12 protein-coding genes are annotated in these 16,177 nt (G+C 63.4%); 8 read left to right on the forward strand and 4 right to left on the reverse strand.

The window, feature by feature from the left end:
* Positions 1–45: 45 nt before the first annotated feature.
* Both O987_RS23485 and ffh read right to left on the reverse strand, forming a co-directional pair.
* Entirely contained in the window at positions 46–624 is a 579-nt protein-coding gene (locus O987_RS23485) for a C40 family peptidase (RefSeq protein ID WP_043375136.1), read from the reverse strand.
* A gap of 310 nt (positions 625–934) precedes the next feature.
* Complete coding sequence (gene ffh / locus O987_RS23490) at positions 935–2,323, reverse strand: signal recognition particle protein (protein ID WP_003051390.1); 1,389 nt, start codon at positions 2,321–2,323, stop codon at positions 935–937.
* Between the two features lie 456 nt (positions 2,324–2,779).
* Between ffh and O987_RS23495 the strand changes: the two genes are divergently transcribed.
* The 8 genes from O987_RS23495 to O987_RS29900 all read left to right on the forward strand — a co-directional run bounded on the left by O987_RS23495 (position 2,780) and on the right by O987_RS29900 (position 13,731).
* A complete protein-coding gene (locus O987_RS23495; protein WP_043376905.1) occupies positions 2,780–3,586 on the forward strand; it encodes a cytochrome C assembly family protein in 807 nt (268 codons plus the stop codon).
* Complete coding sequence (locus tag O987_RS23500) at positions 3,583–3,828, forward strand: PP0621 family protein (RefSeq protein WP_003051384.1); 246 nt, start codon at positions 3,583–3,585, stop codon at positions 3,826–3,828. Before O987_RS23495 ends, O987_RS23500 begins: the two co-directional genes overlap by 4 nt.
* A 4-nt stretch (positions 3,829–3,832) precedes the next feature.
* A complete protein-coding gene (locus O987_RS23505; protein ID WP_043375139.1) occupies positions 3,833–5,638 on the forward strand; it encodes a sensor histidine kinase in 1,806 nt (601 codons plus the stop codon).
* A gap of 47 nt (positions 5,639–5,685) precedes the next feature.
* The gene (locus O987_RS23510; protein WP_200879631.1) at positions 5,686–7,137 is read left to right on the forward strand and encodes a sigma-54-dependent transcriptional regulator; all 1,452 of its coding nucleotides are present in this window, start codon (positions 5,686–5,688) and stop codon (positions 7,135–7,137) included.
* A complete protein-coding gene (gene ampD, locus O987_RS23515) occupies positions 7,130–7,747 on the forward strand; it encodes a 1,6-anhydro-N-acetylmuramyl-L-alanine amidase AmpD (RefSeq protein ID WP_043375145.1) in 618 nt (205 codons plus the stop codon). The genes O987_RS23510 and ampD overlap by 8 nt, the downstream gene beginning before the upstream one ends.
* Positions 7,748–8,264: 517 nt before the next feature.
* Entirely contained in the window at positions 8,265–11,174 is a 2,910-nt protein-coding gene (locus O987_RS23520) for a ribonucleoside-diphosphate reductase subunit alpha (RefSeq protein ID WP_003051374.1), read from the forward strand.
* Positions 11,175–11,389: 215 nt separating this feature from the next.
* On the forward strand, positions 11,390–12,481 hold the full coding sequence (locus O987_RS23525; protein ID WP_003051372.1) for a ribonucleotide-diphosphate reductase subunit beta: 1,092 nt from the start codon (positions 11,390–11,392) through the stop codon (positions 12,479–12,481).
* A gap of 176 nt (positions 12,482–12,657) precedes the next feature.
* The gene (locus tag O987_RS29900; protein ID WP_419177848.1) at positions 12,658–13,731 is read left to right on the forward strand and encodes a hypothetical protein; all 1,074 of its coding nucleotides are present in this window, start codon (positions 12,658–12,660) and stop codon (positions 13,729–13,731) included.
* A gap of 104 nt (positions 13,732–13,835) precedes the next feature.
* Here O987_RS29900 and O987_RS23535 read toward each other — a convergent pair whose 3' ends face one another.
* Positions 13,836–14,735 (reverse strand): carbohydrate kinase family protein, encoded by a 900-nt coding sequence (locus O987_RS23535; protein ID WP_003051368.1) that lies wholly within the window; start codon positions 14,733–14,735, stop codon positions 13,836–13,838.
* Between the two features lie 111 nt (positions 14,736–14,846).
* Complete coding sequence (locus tag O987_RS23540) at positions 14,847–16,118, reverse strand: zinc-ribbon and DUF3426 domain-containing protein (RefSeq protein ID WP_043376911.1); 1,272 nt, start codon at positions 16,116–16,118, stop codon at positions 14,847–14,849.
* Positions 16,119–16,177 lie beyond the last annotated feature (59 nt).

The raw sequence follows: 16,177 nt of genomic DNA on the forward strand, positions 1-16,177 counted from the left end.
AAAGGGACTGCCAGGCAGTCCCTTTTCGCATCCGCCGCGCGCCGCTCAGGCAAAGATGCTGCGCGCTTCGGTGAATCGCTTGGCGAAGTACACATTGTCCATGCGCACCCGCTGCACCGTCCCGCCGCTGGACGGCGCGTGCACAAACTGTCCGTTGCCGACAAAAATGCCCATATGGGAGTAGCGCCCGCCCAGGGTGTTGAAGAACACGAAGTCGCCGCGCATCAGATCGCGCCCTTCCACCGGATTGCTGGCCTGTGCCCATTGCGATGTGGTGCGGGGCAGACGGGTTTCCGTGATGCCGCCAACGGCCCACTGAATCAGGCCGCTGCAGTCAAAACCGCCCTCAGGGGAGTTGCCTCCGTAGGTGTAGGGCGTGTTGACCACCAGCATGGTGCGCGCCAGCAGGGACTCGCGCAGCTCTGCATCCAGGCTGAGCGCATTGAGAGGGCGCACCGATGAGCCGCCTTGCGCGGCAGGCCGTGGTTTGTCCCGGGTGGTGGAGCAGCCTGCCAGCAGCGCCAGCAGCGAGCCCGCAAGCAGCAGCGCGCCGCGGCGCTCCAGACATTGAGGCAGAGCTTGCCGCTGACCCGCCTCCCCGAAAGTCCTGTCTTGTAGCTTCATGGAAAGGCATGTTCTCAGAAAGCCGCCCATACAGCCACCTTCTACCCACAATTACCGCGCTTCTTTACAAAAAAGTGAGCTGCTCTCGCTTGTCATGCCTTTGATTCAGATGCATTTTTCATCTAAACCCATAAATCACAAGCGCAAGCAGCTCACTTTTTATAGATCGCTGATCTCAAATCAAGCACACCCAACTCAGGGACAGCGAGCAAGCGCCTATGCCGGCCGCGCCGCCTCGCAGAGAGGCTGTTGTCCCCTTTGGGGGCGCCCGGTCAGAGGAAGCCGCGCAGCGGCTCAGGGGGATCAAATATCAGAACGGCAGCTTGGGCATGCCGCCGCCCATCATGCCCTTCATACCCTTCATGCCGCCCATCTTCTTCATCATCTTCATCAGGCCGCCGCCTTTGAACTTCTTCATCATGGTCTGCATCTGCTCGAACTCCTTGAGCAGGCGATTGACCTCCTGGACCTGGACGCCGGCGCCGTCGGCGATACGCTTCTTGCGCGTGGCCTTGATGATTTCAGGCTTTTTGCGCTCCTTGAGCGTCATGGAGCAGATGATGCCTTCCTTGCGCTTGATCTCGCGCTCGGCCTTGTCCATATCGACCTGACCGGCCTTGCCGGCCAGCTCTGCGGGCAGCTTGTCCATCAGGGTCGAGAGACCGCCCATCTGCTTCATCTGCTGCAGCTGCGCCAGAAAGTCGTTGAGGTCGAAGCCGTCGCCGCTCTTGAGCTTCTCGGCCATCTTCTGCGCAGCTTCCATGTCCACGCCCTTGGTGACCTGCTCGACCAGGGCCACGATGTCGCCCATGCCCAGCACGCGCTGTGCGTGGCGGTCGGCGTCAAAGACTTCCAGGCCGTCGATCTTTTCCGAGACACCGGCGAACTTGATGGGCGCGCCCGTGATCTGGCGCACCGACAGCGCCGCACCGCCGCGCGAATCGCCGTCGAGCTTGGTCAGCACGATACCGGTCAGCGGCAGCGCTTCCTTGAAGGCCTTGGCGGTGTTGACCGCATCCTGGCCCTGCATGGCATCGACCACGAACAGGGTTTCGACGGGCTTGAGCGTGGCGTGCAAATCCTTGATTTCGGCCATCAGCAACTCATCGATGGCCAGACGGCCGGCCGTATCCACCAGCAGCACATCGAAGAAATGCTTTTTGGCGTAGTCGATCGCAGCCACGGCGATATCGTGGGGCTTCTGGTCGGGCGTGGAAGGAAACCACTCGGCTCCGGCCTGGGCCGTGACGGTCTTGAGCTGCTCGATGGCCGCAGGGCGATACACGTCACCCGAGACCGTGAGCACCTTTTTCTTGCGCTTCTCGATCAGATGCTTGGCCAGCTTGGCCGTGGTGGTGGTCTTGCCCGCACCCTGCAGGCCGGCCATCAGAATGACGGCGGGCGGCTGGGCATTGAGGTTGATGTCGGCCACGCCTTCGCCCATGGTCGCCGCCAACTCCTTGTTGACGATGGACACCAGCACCTGGCCGGGCTGCAGCGAGCTGATGACCTCCTGGCCCAGCGCCTTTTCCTTGACGCGGGCGATGAAGTCGCGCACCACGGGCAGGGCCACGTCGGCCTCCAGCAAGGCCATGCGCACTTCGCGCAGCATGTCCTGGACGTTGGATTCGGTGATGCGGGCCTGGCCGCGCATCTCCTTGACAAGGCGCGAGAGTTTATCGGTGAGTGCGGAGGCCATAAGCAAAAAGCATTCGAAAGTTATGGATGGACGGGAGTCGTGAGCGAGCGCAGCACGCATCTCCGGGCAGCTTGCAGGCCGAGCCTGGCGGGACCCAGACGGGCGGGACGAAGCGGCATGAACCCGCATTTTACCCGCTGCCCTTCATGAACGATGCCCTGCAGACTTGCCGTGGCATGCCCCGGGCGCGCAAAGCCAGCGCAGCCCCTGCCCAGAGGCGGGCTGGCCCGCAAGAGAGCGATCCGGAGCGCCCTGCAAGACCTTGGGCATCGCGGGAGATTGCGCCAGCCCGGCTCCCGGCCGCCAGGCGAAAGCCCTTGGAAATGGGGTTCGGCGGCTGTGCAGGCGCTCAAACCCGGGTCGCAAGCGGCTTCGGCTGCGCTTTATGTGCAAATTTGACGCATGGCAGCATCCTGCAAAGCATGAGTGCAGGCCCGCGGCACTATCATAGAAAGCATGCTTTCCCAACCGCTCACTGCAGCTGGCCCCGTTGGCTGGATTCTGGCCCTGGCAGCAGCCATTGCCTATGCCATCCCTGCACTTGCCAGCCGGCATCTGCAAGAAACCGGCGCCCGCCACTGCCTGCGCCTGGCCTGGGCCCTGCATGCCCTGCTGCTGGGCTGGGGCCTGCTGGGCGAGCAGCCGCGCTTCGGCTTCGCACCCGCACTCTCGATCACCGCCTGGCTGGTGCTGACCGTCTATGTGGTCGAGCAGCAGCTGTACCCGCAGCTGCGCTCACGCTGGCCGCTGTCCATCCTCGGAAGTGTGGCCGTGCTTCTGGCCGTGGTGTTTCCCGGCACTCCGCTGCATGTCAACGCCTCGGCCTGGCTGCCGCTGCATCTGGCCCTGGGCATTGCTTCCTACGGCCTGTTTGCCGCAGCCGTCGTGCACGGGGCGCTGATGAGCCATGCCGAGCGGCAGATGCGCCAGGGCGGGGACCATGACAGCGGACTGCCGCTGCTGACCCTGGAGCGGCTGACCTTCCGCTTTGTCGGTGCCGGCTTTGTGCTGCTGACCGCCACGCTGGCCGCAGGCTGGCTGTTTGGCGAGCAGCTCTACGGCAAGGCCTGGGTGTGGAATCACAAATCCGTTTTCTCGCTGCTGTCTTGGCTGGCTTTCGCCGTGCTGCTGTTCGGGCGCAAGCGATTTGGCTGGCGCGGCCAGAGCGCCGTGCGCGTTCTCTATATCGGCGCCATCTTTCTGCTGCTGGCCTATGTCGGCTCGCGCTTTGTGATTGAAGTCCTGCTGGAGCGCGCGGCATGAAGTATTTGCTGGTCCTGCTGGTCGTGGTGGTGGCAGTCGGCATCTGGCGCAGCAAGCGCCGCGCCGAAGCGGCAGAGCCCACCCGGACGGCCACCACTCTCCCGCAAGCTCAGACCATGGTGGCCTGCGCACACTGCGGCCTGCACCTGCCGCAGGCAGATGCCGTAAGCGATGCCTCGGGCCAGAGCTTCTGCAGCACGGAACATCGCCGCCTGGCCCAGCAAGAACCCGGCAGCCACTGATCCCATGGTGAACTCCACCTCACCCTGGCAGCACACCGCCATTCCGCTGGATGCGGCCATCAGCCGGCGCGCGGACGCCAGCCTCAACGCCCCGTTTGTGCGCCTGTGGCAGGCCTTCCTCAGCGGCCGCGTGCTGCTGGCGCTGGCCCTCATCCTGCTTCAGACGCTGAACCTGCAGCTGCAGAACATCAGCTCGCCCCTGGCCTGGCTGATCTGTTTCACCTATCTGGCACTCACCGTGGTGCTGCGTCTGGCTGCAGCACGGCATTTGCCAGCACCTCGCGCAGCCCTGCAATGGCTGCCCGTGATCGGTGTCGACATCGCGGTGATCTTTCTGCTGCAGATCTTTCAGGTCGGCTCGCTCAACTACACGGCGCTGCTGGCCATTCCCGTCCTGATCTCCTCGGCACTGGGCGGGCTGATGCTGGCCTTTGGCGCCACGGCCGGCATCACGCTGCTGACGCTGGCCTACACCTTCTGGCAATACCATGGCGGCCTCAACGATGGCGCCCAGTCCTATTACCAGGCGGCTTTTTCCTGTGCCGGCTACTTCTGCGTGGCCTACCTCACGCACGAACTGGCCAAGCGTGTCCGGCGCGAGCGCTCCCAGGCCTTGTTCGACCGCCTGCGCACCCAGACCCAGGAGCAGGTCAACAGCCTGGTGATCAACCACTTCTCCGACGGGGTGCTGGTGGTCGATTCCAGCCTGCAGGTGCTGCAGGCCAATCCTGCCGCGCTGCAGCTGCTGGGCCTGGCCATGGATCACCCTCAGCCTTTTTCCCTGCAGGCCCACAGCTGGTGGGAGCCGCTGGCGCATGCGACACAGGCCAGCTTCGCCCATGCCCGCCCGCTGTCCGCCACCATCCATCTGCAGGCCCATGAGCGCCACGGCGCCACGGGCATCCATGTGCGCACCCGCATCACCGAGGTTTCGGCACCCTACCTGGACGAGGGCCCGCAGGCGCAGGCCAGCCACTCGCTTTGCGTCATGTTTCTGCACGACCTGCGCGAGATGGAGGCGCAGCTGCGCACCGAAAAGCTGGCCTCCATGGGCCGCATGTCGGCGGCCGTGGCGCATGAGATACGCAACCCTCTGGCCGCCATCACCCAGGCCAACGCGCTGCTGGCCGAAGACCTGAGCAGCCAGCCCGGCCCCCAGCAGCTATGCCGCATCGTGGGCCAGAATGCCGACCGGCTGGCCCGCATTGCCGAAGAGATCCTCAATCTGGCGCGCGTGCAACAGGACTCGGAAACCCACCAGGGTCAGTCGCTGCCGCTGGACAATCTGCTGGCCCAGATCAGCCATGAATGGCGCATGCAGGCCACGCCATCCCGCCAGCTATTGCTGCGGCTCAATGCCACGGCCCGCCATATCCTGTTTGATGAAGAGCATCTGCGCCGCGTACTGATCAACCTGCTGGACAATGCCCAGCGCCACCGCAGCAACGCCGGCCATGAGACGGGTCTGCAGCTGATCAGCGGCCATGGGCCTTTGAACGGCCAGCCCCAGGGTCTCGCGCCGCAGGACGACATCTGCTGGTTCATGGTCTGGAGTGACGGGGCACCGCTGGATTCCAGCGTCGAGCGCCATCTGTTCGAGCCCTTCTTCTCCTCCCAGAGCCGCTCCAGCGGCCTTGGACTGTATATCTGCCGCGAGCTCTGCCAGCGCTACGATGCCTCCATCAGCTATCAGCGCCTGAGCCTGCGCACGCCGCAAGGCGATGTGGACGGCAACGCCTTTATCGTGACTCTGCGCAGCGGCCCTGCCTCGCTCGCAAGCCACGGCCTGTTTGACTCGATCATGGTGTAAGCCCAGTGACATCCTCGCCTCACTCCTCCGCAGCAGCCAGCATTCTCGTGGTCGACGATGAACCCGATCTGCGCACGCTCTACGAGCTGACGCTGCTGCGCGAAGGCTACCGCGTGGAAACCGCAGGCTCGGTCCAGGAAGGCATGGCCCAGCTGCAGGAGCGCCATTTCGATGTCGTGATCACCGATATGCGCCTGCCCGACGGGATCGGCATGGAGCTCTTGCTGCAGCTGCGCGATCCGTCGCGCAGCGAGCGCTGCATCGTCATGACGGCCTACGGCTCGGCCGAGAACGCCGTGGAAGCCTTGCGCGCCGGTGCCTTCGACTATCTGACCAAGCCCGTGGACCTGCGCCAGTTCCGCCAGGTCGTGGCCTCGGCCGTACAAGGCATGGGCGCGGTGCCCAAGCCCGGCAATCCGCAGGCCGGTGGCAGCGCACCGGCCCATGACGCGGGGCCGGCAGCCCAGCCTGACGCCCTGGAAGCGCTGGTGGGCAACTCTCAGGCCATGCAACGCGTCAAGCAGCGCATCGCCAAGGTTGCCAAGGGCATGGCTCCCGTGCTGATCCACGGTGAGTCCGGCACGGGCAAGGAGCTGGTGGCGCGCGCCCTGCATGCCTGCAGCCAGCGGGCCGACGGCCCCATGGTCGCCGTCAACTGCGGCGCCATCCCGGAAAACCTGCTCGAAGCCGAATTCTTCGGCGCCCGCAAGGGCTCCTATACCGGTGCCACGCAGGACAGGCCCGGCTACTTTCAGGCCGCTCAGGGTGGCACCCTGTTTCTCGACGAGATCGGCGATCTGCCCCTGGCCATGCAGGCCAAGCTGCTGCGCGCCATCCAGGAGCGCAAGATCCGCCCGCTGGGCAGCACCCAGGAAGAAGCTGTCGATGTGCGCATCCTCAGTGCCACCCACCGCGACCTGGGCGCGCAAGTGCAGTCCGGCAATTTCCGCCAGGACCTGTTCTACCGGCTCAACGTCATCGAAATCGAGCTGCCCGCGCTGCGCGAGCGCCGCGAAGACCTGGGCCAGCTCTGCCAGGCTTTGCTGCAAAAGCTGGCCCGCGAGTCCGGCCTGCCCACGCCGGAGCTGGACAAGATCAGCCTCCGCCAGATCGCCGGGCTGCCGCTGCCCGGCAATGTGCGCGAGCTGGAAAACGTGCTGCACCGCGCCATTGCACTGGGCGATGAAGGCCCGCTGCGCCTGCCCGAATCCGGCCCCGGCGCCGGTGCTTCGGCAGCGATGCCAGCCCCGGTCTCAGGCACTCAGGCATCGGAGACCGGCGCACCCGCGCCTCAGCACGCGGGCAGTCCGGCCACGCTGCCCGAGGATCTGCAAGGCTGGCTCGACGAGCAGGAGCGCAGCATTCTGGTCAGAGCCCTGCAGGACAACGGCTTCAACCGCACGGCCACGGCGGCCAGGCTGGGCATCAGCCTGCGCCAGATCCGCTACCGCATCGACCGGCTGGGCATCGACCTGCCACACCAGAGCGACAATGTCTGATACCGCCCCCCTTGCCCAAAACCTGCCGCAGCAGCCGGCGTGGCAGGCCGGCTGGTATGGCGCAGCGCGCCACCTGGCCTCGCCCAATTTCGGCCCGCGCCCCGAGCAGGCACGGATAGACCTGGTCGTCATCCACTCCATCAGCCTGCCGCCGGGCCAGTACGGCACGGGCGCTGTCCAGCAACTGTTCACCAACCAGCTCGACTGGGACGCCCATCCTTATTACCAGGGCATTCGCGGCCTCGAAGTCTCGTCCCATTTCTTTGTCACACGCCAGGGCGAGATCTGGCAGTTCGTCAGCTGCGACGACCGCGCCTGGCATGCCGGCGTGAGTCAGTGGCGCGGGCGCGATCGCTGCAACGACGACTCCATAGGCATCGAGCTGGAAGGCCTCGAAGGCCTGAGCTTCGAAGCCCCCCAGTACCAGGCCCTGCAGCAGCTTTGCAGCGCCATCGCCGCGCAATACCCGGTGCAATACATCGCCGGGCACGAGCACATCGCGCCCGGACGCAAGCAGGACCCCGGGCCTGGCTTTGACTGGCAGCGTCTGCAGCAGCAGCTGGGCAGCGCGGGCGGCACCCGGTCATGGGAATTTCCGCCGCGCGCTTAATCGCCGGCCTGATCTTTTCATAGCATCTTCCGCTTGCTGTCTCTTGAATTCCTGGTGATCTAGCACTGAAATTGCCTGATTACAGTCGTCAGGCGCTCCTCTTTTTGCAGGCCCGCTGCATCTATCGCTTCTGCGCCTGGAAGCGGCATGTCAATGGCGCGCGCGCAACAACTGTCGCCTGCATCAAACACGCAAATTTTTTACATATTTCCGGTCCGCTCTCCCGCCGCGCGCAACCGCGCCACAGGCCTTTATTCATGCGGGATGAAGTCATTTTTTCAGCTGTCAAGCGGTGGCCGAAATGTCAGATTCAGTAGTTTCATCAGGTCAGCCAGTTTTAAGCGCGATACACTACCGGTAGTGTTTAAGGGCGCCTCAGACCCCATATCTAGTGTTTACAAGCTGTGCACACCCTGTGCAAACCATGTGTAGACCAAGGCGCCGAATCGTGTTTTTGATGGCCTGCCCACAGTGCAGGCCTTTGTCTGCCTATCCACATACTGACTCAGAGGAACTTATGCAAGAAGCGTTGAACTCACTGCCTTCTGCCGCACCTGCCGGTGCAGCCAATTCTTCCTCCCCCAATGACAGCTACCAGATCATCCGCCGCAGCGGCGATGTGGTGGCTTTCGCACCGCAGAAGATTGCCGTGGCCCTGACCAAGGCTTTCCTGGCCGTGCGCGGCGCGCAGGGCGCGGCTTCCGCCAGCGTGCGTGACACCGTCAACGAGCTCACCGACGGCGTGGTGCGCGCCCTGGTGCGTTCGCGTCCCGATGGCGGAACCTTCCATATCGAAGATGTGCAGGACCAGGTCGAGCTGGGCCTGATGCGCGCCGGTCACCAGGACGTGGCCCGCGCCTATGTGCTGTACCGCGAGCGCCGCAACCAGGAACGTGCCGAACAGAAGAAGGTCGCCGAAGTGGCAGCCGCTGCCGCCACCAAGCCCGTGCTGCATGTGACCGACAACGGCCAGCGCGTGCCGCTGAACCAGGAGCGCCTGGAAGCCCTGATCGTCGCTTCCTGCGGCAATCTGAATGCCGACATCCAGTCCGCCCCCATCGTGGCCGAAACCCTGCGCAATCTGTATGACGGCGTGCCTCTGGCCGAGGTCTACAAGGCGTCCATCCTGGCCGCCCGTACGCTGATCGAAAAAGACCCCGACTACACCTACGTCACCGCCCGTCTGCTGCTGCACACCATCGTGCGCGAAGTCATGGGCCGCGACGTTCAGCCCGCAGAAATGCAGGCCGCCTATGCCGACTACTTCCCCGGCTTTGTGCAAAAAGGCGTGGACAACGAGCTGCTCAACCCCGAGCTGCTGAACTACGACCTGCCCCGTCTGGCCAAGGCCCTGAAGGCCGAGCGCGACGAACAGTTCGACTACCTGGGTCTGCAGACCCTGTACGACCGCTACTTCCTGCACGTGCGCAAGACCCGCATCGAGCTGCCCCAGTCCTTCTTCATGCGCGTGGCCATGGGCCTGGCACTGAACGAGCCCGACCGCAACGCCCGTGCCATCGAGTTCTACGAACTGCTGTCGTCCTTCGACTTCATGTCGTCCACTCCCACGCTGTTCAACAGCGGCACACTGCGTTCGCAGCTGTCGTCCTGCTACCTGACCACCGTGCCCGACGACCTGGACGGCATCTACGAATCCATCAAGGAAAACGCTCTGCTGTCCAAGTTTGCCGGCGGCCTGGGCAATGACTGGACCCGTGTACGTGCCCTGGGCTCGCGCATCAAGGGCACCAACGGCGAATCGCAAGGCGTGGTTCCCTTCCTCAAGGTGGTCAACGACACGGCCGTCGCCGTGAACCAGGGCGGCAAGCGCAAGGGCGCGGTCTGTACCTATCTGGAATCCTGGCACCTGGACATCGAAGAATTCCTGGAGCTGCGCAAGAACACCGGCGACGACCGCCGCCGCACCCACGACATGAACACGGCGAACTGGATCCCCGACCTGTTCATGAAGCGCGTGATGGAAGCAGGCCAGTGGACCCTGTTCTCGCCCGCCGACGCTCCCGATCTGCACGATCTGTACGGCGAAGCCTTCGAGAAGGCCTACACCGCCTATGAAGCCAAGACCGACAGCGGCGAGCTCAAGCTGTTCAAGCGCGTGCCTGCCGTGGATCTGTGGCGCAAGATGCTCTCGATGCTGTTCGAGACCGGCCATCCCTGGATCACCTTCAAGGACCCCTGCAACATCCGCTCGCCCCAGCAGCACGTGGGTGTGGTGCACTCGTCCAATCTGTGCACCGAGATCACGCTCAACACCAGCGACACCGAAACCGCTGTCTGCAACCTGGGCTCGGTGAACCTGGTCCAGCACATCAAGGACGGCAAGATCGACCACGACAAGCTGCGCAAGACCGTGAACACGGCCATGCGCATGCTGGACAACGTGATCGACATCAACTACTACGCCGTGCAAAAGGCCAAGGACTCCAATCTGCGCCATCGCCCTGTGGGCATGGGCCTGATGGGTTTCCAGGATGCGCTGTATGAAATGCGCACCGCCTACGCCAGCCAGGGCGCAGTCGAGTTTGCCGACGAAGCCATGGAAGCCATCTGCTACTACGCTTACTGGGCATCGACCGAGCTGTCCAAGGAACGCGGCACCTACTCCACCTTCAAGGGATCGCTGTGGGATCAGGGCATCCTGCCCCCCGACACCCTGAAGCTGCTGGAAAAGGCCCGCGGCGGCTATGTGGAAGTGGATCGCTCCGCCAAGCTGGACTGGGACGCACTGCGCGCCAAGATCGCCAAGGACGGCATGCGCAACTCCAACTGCGTGGCCATCGCCCCCACCGCCACCATCTCCAACATCGTGGGTGTGGATGCCTCGATCGAGCCTTCGTTCGGCAACCTGTCCGTGAAGTCCAATCTGTCGGGCGAATTCACCGTCATCAACCAGTACCTGGTGCGCGACCTCAAGCGCCTGGGCCTGTGGGACGACGTGATGGTCATGGATCTCAAGCATTTCGACGGCTCGCTGCGCGCCATCGACCGCGTGCCGCAAGAGATCAAGAACCTCTACGCCACCGCGTTCGAAGTCTCGCCCGAATGGCTGGTGGAAGCCGCCTCGCGCCGCCAGAAGTGGATCGACCAGGCCCAGAGCCTGAACATCTACATGGCCGGTGCATCGGGCAAGAAGCTGCACGACACCTACATGCTGGCCTGGCTGCGCGGTCTGAAGACCACCTACTATCTGCGCACCACCAGCGCGACCAATATCGAGAAGTCCACCGTGCAAAGCCGTGTGCTGAACGCCGTGTCCTCCGGTGCTCCTGCCGCTTCGGCGGCCCCTGCGGCCAAGCCTGCGGTCAGCGCACTGGAAGCGGCTGCCGCCGCTGCCCGTGCCCAGGCACCCGCCACGGACATCAAGTTCTGCGCGATTGACGATCCTGGTTGCGAGGCTTGCCAATAAGCTCCCCCTGAGGCGCTTGGCCTAGGCGGCCCCGCGCCTTCCCCCTCTCTCGCTACGCGGGAGGGGGACGACACCCTCGATGCGCAGCGGCGCTTCCTCGGTGTCTCTCGCTTTAGAGTGCGCCAGTATTTGAGTGGCGCCACTCCATCAATAAATGATTGAAAAGCTGGATGTCGATTGCACTGCGCCCAGCTTTTTCCCAAAAGGAATAACTCATGCTGAGCTTTGACGACGACACCTTTGCCTCTTCCGCCACCAGCGCAGAAGCTGGCGCGTCCACCAGCACCCACAAGCGGGTGAATGCCGCAGACAAGCGCATCATCAACGCCAAGACCGACGTGAACCAGCTGGTTCCCTTCAAGTACAAGTGGGCCTGGGAAAAGTATCTGGCCACCTGCGCCAACCACTGGATGCCGCAGGAAGTGAACATGACGCGCGACATCGCGCTGTGGAAGGACCCCAACGGCCTGACCGAAGACGAGCGCCGCATCGTCAAGCGCAACCTGGGCTTCTTTGTGACGGCCGATTCGCTGGCCGCCAACAACATCGTGCTGGGCACCTACCGCCACATCACGGCGCCCGAATGCCGCCAGTTCCTGCTGCGCCAGGCCTTCGAGGAAGCCATCCACACCCATGCCTACCAGTACATCGTGGAATCGCTGGGTCTGGATGAATCGGAAATCTTCAACGCCTACAACGAAGTCCAATCCATCCGCGACAAGGACGAGTTCCTGATCCCCTTCATCGAAGCGATCATGGACCCCAACTTCCACACCGGCACGCCCGAGACCGACCAGACTCTGCTGAAGTCGCTGATCGTTTTTGCCTGCCTGATGGAAGGTCTGTTCTTCTACGTCGGCTTCACGCAGATCCTGGCTCTGGGCCGCCAGAACAAGATGACGGGCGCTGCCGAGCAGTACCAGTACATCCTGCGCGACGAGTCCATGCACTGCAACTTCGGCATCGATCTGATCAACCAGCTCAAGCTCGAGAACCCCCATCTGTGGACGGCCGAGTTCAAGCAGGAAATCACGGAGCTGTTCCAGAGGGCCGTGGAGCTCGAATATCGCTACGCCGAAGACACCATGCCGCGCGGCGTGCTGGGCATGAATGCATCCATGTTCAAGGGCTATCTGCGCTACATCGCCAACCGTCGTGCCACGCAGATCGGTCTCGAAGAGCTGTTCCCCGGTGAAGAAAATCCCTTCCCCTGGATGAGCGAAATGATCGATTTGAAGAAAGAACGTAACTTCTTTGAGACACGAGTGATCGAGTATCAGACCGGAGGCGCACTTTCTTGGGATTAATTGCTTCTAAGCAGGCACAATGCGAGTCATGACTTGCTTCACTTCATTGCTACAAAAAACTGAGATTTTTGGCGTGAAGCAAATTTGTGTTCCTAGCGATGCGTAACTCCACATCGCTTTGAATCGTCCGGCACTGCAAAGAGCCGGACGTCTTATGCAAATCAACGAAGGAGAAAATGATGGCAACTGCGAAGAAGACGGCCGCCAAGGCCACAACCGAGAAAAAGACACCTGCCAAAAAGGCGGCCGCGCCCAAGGCTGAAGCTGTGAAGAAAACAGCTGCAACCAAGACTGCTGCTCCCAAGGCTGCTGCTCCTGCAAAGGCTGCACCGAAGAAGGCTGCAACTGCTGCCAAGGCGGCTGCCCCCAAGAAGGCTGCAACAACCGCCAAGGCCGCTGCTCCAGCGAAGGCTGCCCCCAAGAAGGCTGCAACGACTGCCAAGGCTGCTGCTCCAGCGAAGGCTGCCCCCAAGAAGGCTGCAACAACTGCCAAGGCCGCTGCTCCAGCGAAGGCTGCCCCCAAGAAGGCTGCAACTGCTGCCAAGGCCGCTGCACCAGCGAAGGCTGCCCCCAAGAAGGCTGCAACTGCTGCCAAGGCCGCTGCACCAGCGAAGGCTGCCCCCAAGAAGGCTGCAACTGCTGCCAAGGCCGCTGCACCAGCGAAGGCTGCCCCCAAGAAGGCTGCAACTGCTGCCAAGGCCGCTGCTCCAGCGAAGGCTGCCCCCAAGAAGGCTGCAACTGCTGCCAAGGCTGCTGCACCAAAGAAGGCTGCAACAACTGCCAAGGCCGCTGCTCCAGCGAAGGCTGCCCCCAAGAAGGCTGCAACTGCTGCCAAGGCCGCTGCTCCAGCGAAGGCTGCCCCCAAGAAGGCTGCAACTGCTGCCAAGGCCGCTGCTCCGGCGAAGGCTGCCTCCAAGAAGGCTGCAACTGCTGCCAAGGCCGCTGCTCCTGCCAAGGCTGCCGCCCCCAAGAAGGCTGCAACTGCCAAGGCTGCTGCTCCCGCCAAGGCTGCCGCTCCCAAGAAGGCTGTAGCTGCCAAGGCAGCCGCCCCCAAGAAGGCTGCAACTGCTTCCAAGGCCGCTGCACCAGCGAAGGCTGCCTCCAAGAAGGCTGCAAATGGTGCCAAGGCTGCTCCCAAGAAGGCTGCCACACCTGCACCTGCCGCCGTGACCGAAACCACCGCACCCGTGGCGCAGACCCGCCTGGCACCTCAAGCCGCCTGGCCCTTCCCCACAGGCAACAAGCCCTGATCGGTTCGCTGACCTGCACGCCATAAAAAAGCCCGAGCTCTCTTGCGAGAGCCGGGCTTTTTTACATGCGCCGCGATCAGTACCCTCAGGGCACTGACATCGCATCAGGGCTGGAAGTCCAGCTGATAGTTCTGCGGGCCGCGTTGCGCAATCTTCAGCGCCCCCAAGCGGTTGCCCAGTTCGGCGCAGCGCAGCAGATCCCAGCCACGCTCCAGACCAAACAGGAAAGCACCGCGCCAGGCATCGCCACAACCCGTGGGGTCGACCACAGCGGCGGGCTTCACCGGCGCCACCAGGGTCTTCTCACCCTGCTGCCAGACTTCGCAGCCTTCGGCACCCAGGGTCACAACCAGACCGCGCACCTTGCGCGAGATCTCGTCAAAGCTCAGGCCCGTGCGCTCGCTGAGCATCTTGCCTTCATAGTCGTTCACTGCCACCCAGTCGGCCTGCTCGATAAAGGCCTTGAGTTCATCGCCGTTGAACATGGGCAGGCCCTGACCCGGATCGAACACGAAAGGAATGCCTGCAGCCTTGAACTGGGCGGCGTGGTCGATCATGGCCTGGCGGCCATCGGGAGCAATGATGCCGACCTTGACCTCGGCGGCCATATCGGCCGTGATCCGGTTCTCGTGCGCCTGCATCATGGCTCCGGGATGGAAGGCCGTGATCTGGTTGTTGTCACGATCGGTCATGATCATGCACTGCGCCGTGTGGGTGCTCTGCAGCTGGCCCACATGGCGGGTTTCGATGCCCAGGTCCCTGAAGCGCTGCACATAGTCCACGCCGTCGCTACCCACCATGGCCATGGGGTGAGCATCACCACCGAGCAGCCTCAGGCTATAGGCAATATTGCCGGCGCAACCGCCAAAATCGCGGCGCAGCGTGGGCACCAGAAACGACACATTGAGGATGTGCAGCTGGTCGGGAAGAATCTGGTCGGCAAAACGACCTTCAAAGGTCATGATGTTGTCGAATGCCAGCGACCCGCAGATCAAAGCGGCCATGGTGCGTTCTCTTTCAGAAATGAATGAAGGGGGGCTTGCGCCAACAAGGATGTACAACGGGCATTTCTATTGACGAGACACCCTGCCTGATCCGAATTGGCACAAGCCGTATTAGGGGTAAAAAACCAGCGCCCGGTAACCCGCCACGGCAGCGCCAAGATCCTGCACTTGCACAGGCAAGTTGACGCTCCACTCCTGGCGGGCTTGCAGCTGCTCCGGGGCACCAAGAGGCTTCAGGTCGATGACTCGGCGCAGCAAAGGTCTGTCCTGTGCATCGGTCAGGGTCAGCTCGGCCATGGGCATGGCCACCGGCACATCGGAGCGATTCTCCAGGGTCAGGCTCCACTGGTACTGACGGGCATCGGCAAGCTGCTTGAAGCCCGAGCCACTGATCACCACATCGGCAATCGCGCGGCGGGCCTGCAGCTCGCAGCCTGCCAGACTGCAGGCCTTGGCCAGCACGGGAGCCAGTGCCGGATACTGCGCTGCCAGCACATCGCGCTGCTGCCAGGCATGCTGTCCGACGACACCGGCAGCAGCCAGCAGCGAACCCAGCACCAGCGCCACGCGCATTCCTGCCGAGTGCCAGAAGGCCTGCCGACGGGCCTGGCGCACAAAGCCAGGCTCATTGCCAGCGATGGCACCAACCTCATCCTGATCCGCATCCGTGACGCCCTGCGCCCGGTCCCTGGCGGGTTGTATAGCGCCGATATCGGCGTGCGGCGGCGCCTCGCTCCGGGCTTTATCCTCGAGGCCATGCTCGGCCTCGGGCATCAGGACTTCGCTTGGCGGCACCAGCAGCTCCGGCTCCGGCTCCGGCTCGGAGGGAGCGGGAATATCACTGGTTTCCAGCCTGTCTTGCGGCTCCCTCACCTCGGGATGAGGCTCATGCAGGGCAGCCTCTGCATCCTCTTCAGTCAGAGGACGCGCCTGATCGACAAACGAGGGCTGCCCATCCGCCATCCCGGGCATGGACCCGCAAGGCTCTGGTTCGGAAACCGCATCGGCAGACTCCGCTGCCGGCGCGGCTTCTGCGGTCTGAGCAGCAGTCGCTGCCGCGTCTACCGAATCCGAAGCCGAATCCTGCAGAGCCTCGGCCTTCTGCACATCGAAGCCGGGAACATCCGCGACATCCTGCTGCGGCCAAGCCGGCATCTGCTGTTCGCCGGCTTCCGTCTGCCGCACTTCCTGCTCGGCCGGCTTCTGCGGCGCATCAGCAGCTTCCGGCTGCAGCAGCTCGTCGGGCACGGACTGCAAATCCTGCGAGGCATCAAAGACGCTTTGGCACATCCCGCAGCGCACCCAGCCCTGCGAGATACGCAGCTGGTCGGCAACCACTTTGAAGCGGGTTCCACAGGAAGGGCAACGGGTGACTTGGCTCATCAAGATGTCATTGTAGGCAGCAACCACCCGCACACCTGCTGGCGGCGGGTCTGTCTCGC

Origin of the sequence: Comamonas testosteroni TK102, assembly GCF_000739375.1 — a bacterium.
Lineage (GTDB): Bacteria > Pseudomonadota > Gammaproteobacteria > Burkholderiales > Burkholderiaceae_C > Comamonas > Comamonas brasiliensis.

Excerpts from the sequence above, each read along its gene's own strand:
- O987_RS23495 (WP_043376905.1), top strand. The coding sequence starts at position 2,780 with ATGCTTTCCCAACCGCTCACTGCAGCTGGCCCCGTTGGCTGGATTCTG.
- O987_RS23520 (WP_003051374.1), top strand. The coding sequence starts at position 8,265 with ATGCAAGAAGCGTTGAACTCACTGCCTTCTGCCGCACCTGCCGGTGCA.
- O987_RS23535 (WP_003051368.1), bottom strand. The coding sequence starts at position 14,735 with ATGGCCGCTTTGATCTGCGGGTCGCTGGCATTCGACAACATCATGACC.
- ffh (WP_003051390.1), bottom strand. The coding sequence starts at position 2,323 with ATGGCCTCCGCACTCACCGATAAACTCTCGCGCCTTGTCAAGGAGATG.
- O987_RS23525 (WP_003051372.1), top strand. The coding sequence starts at position 11,390 with ATGCTGAGCTTTGACGACGACACCTTTGCCTCTTCCGCCACCAGCGCA.
- O987_RS23500 (WP_003051384.1), top strand. The coding sequence starts at position 3,583 with ATGAAGTATTTGCTGGTCCTGCTGGTCGTGGTGGTGGCAGTCGGCATC.
- O987_RS29900 (WP_419177848.1), top strand. The coding sequence starts at position 12,658 with ATGATGGCAACTGCGAAGAAGACGGCCGCCAAGGCCACAACCGAGAAA.
- O987_RS23505 (WP_043375139.1), top strand. The coding sequence starts at position 3,833 with ATGGTGAACTCCACCTCACCCTGGCAGCACACCGCCATTCCGCTGGAT.
- O987_RS23540 (WP_043376911.1), bottom strand. The coding sequence starts at position 16,118 with ATGAGCCAAGTCACCCGTTGCCCTTCCTGTGGAACCCGCTTCAAAGTG.
- ampD (WP_043375145.1), top strand. The coding sequence starts at position 7,130 with ATGTCTGATACCGCCCCCCTTGCCCAAAACCTGCCGCAGCAGCCGGCG.
- O987_RS23485 (WP_043375136.1), bottom strand. The coding sequence starts at position 624 with ATGAAGCTACAAGACAGGACTTTCGGGGAGGCGGGTCAGCGGCAAGCT.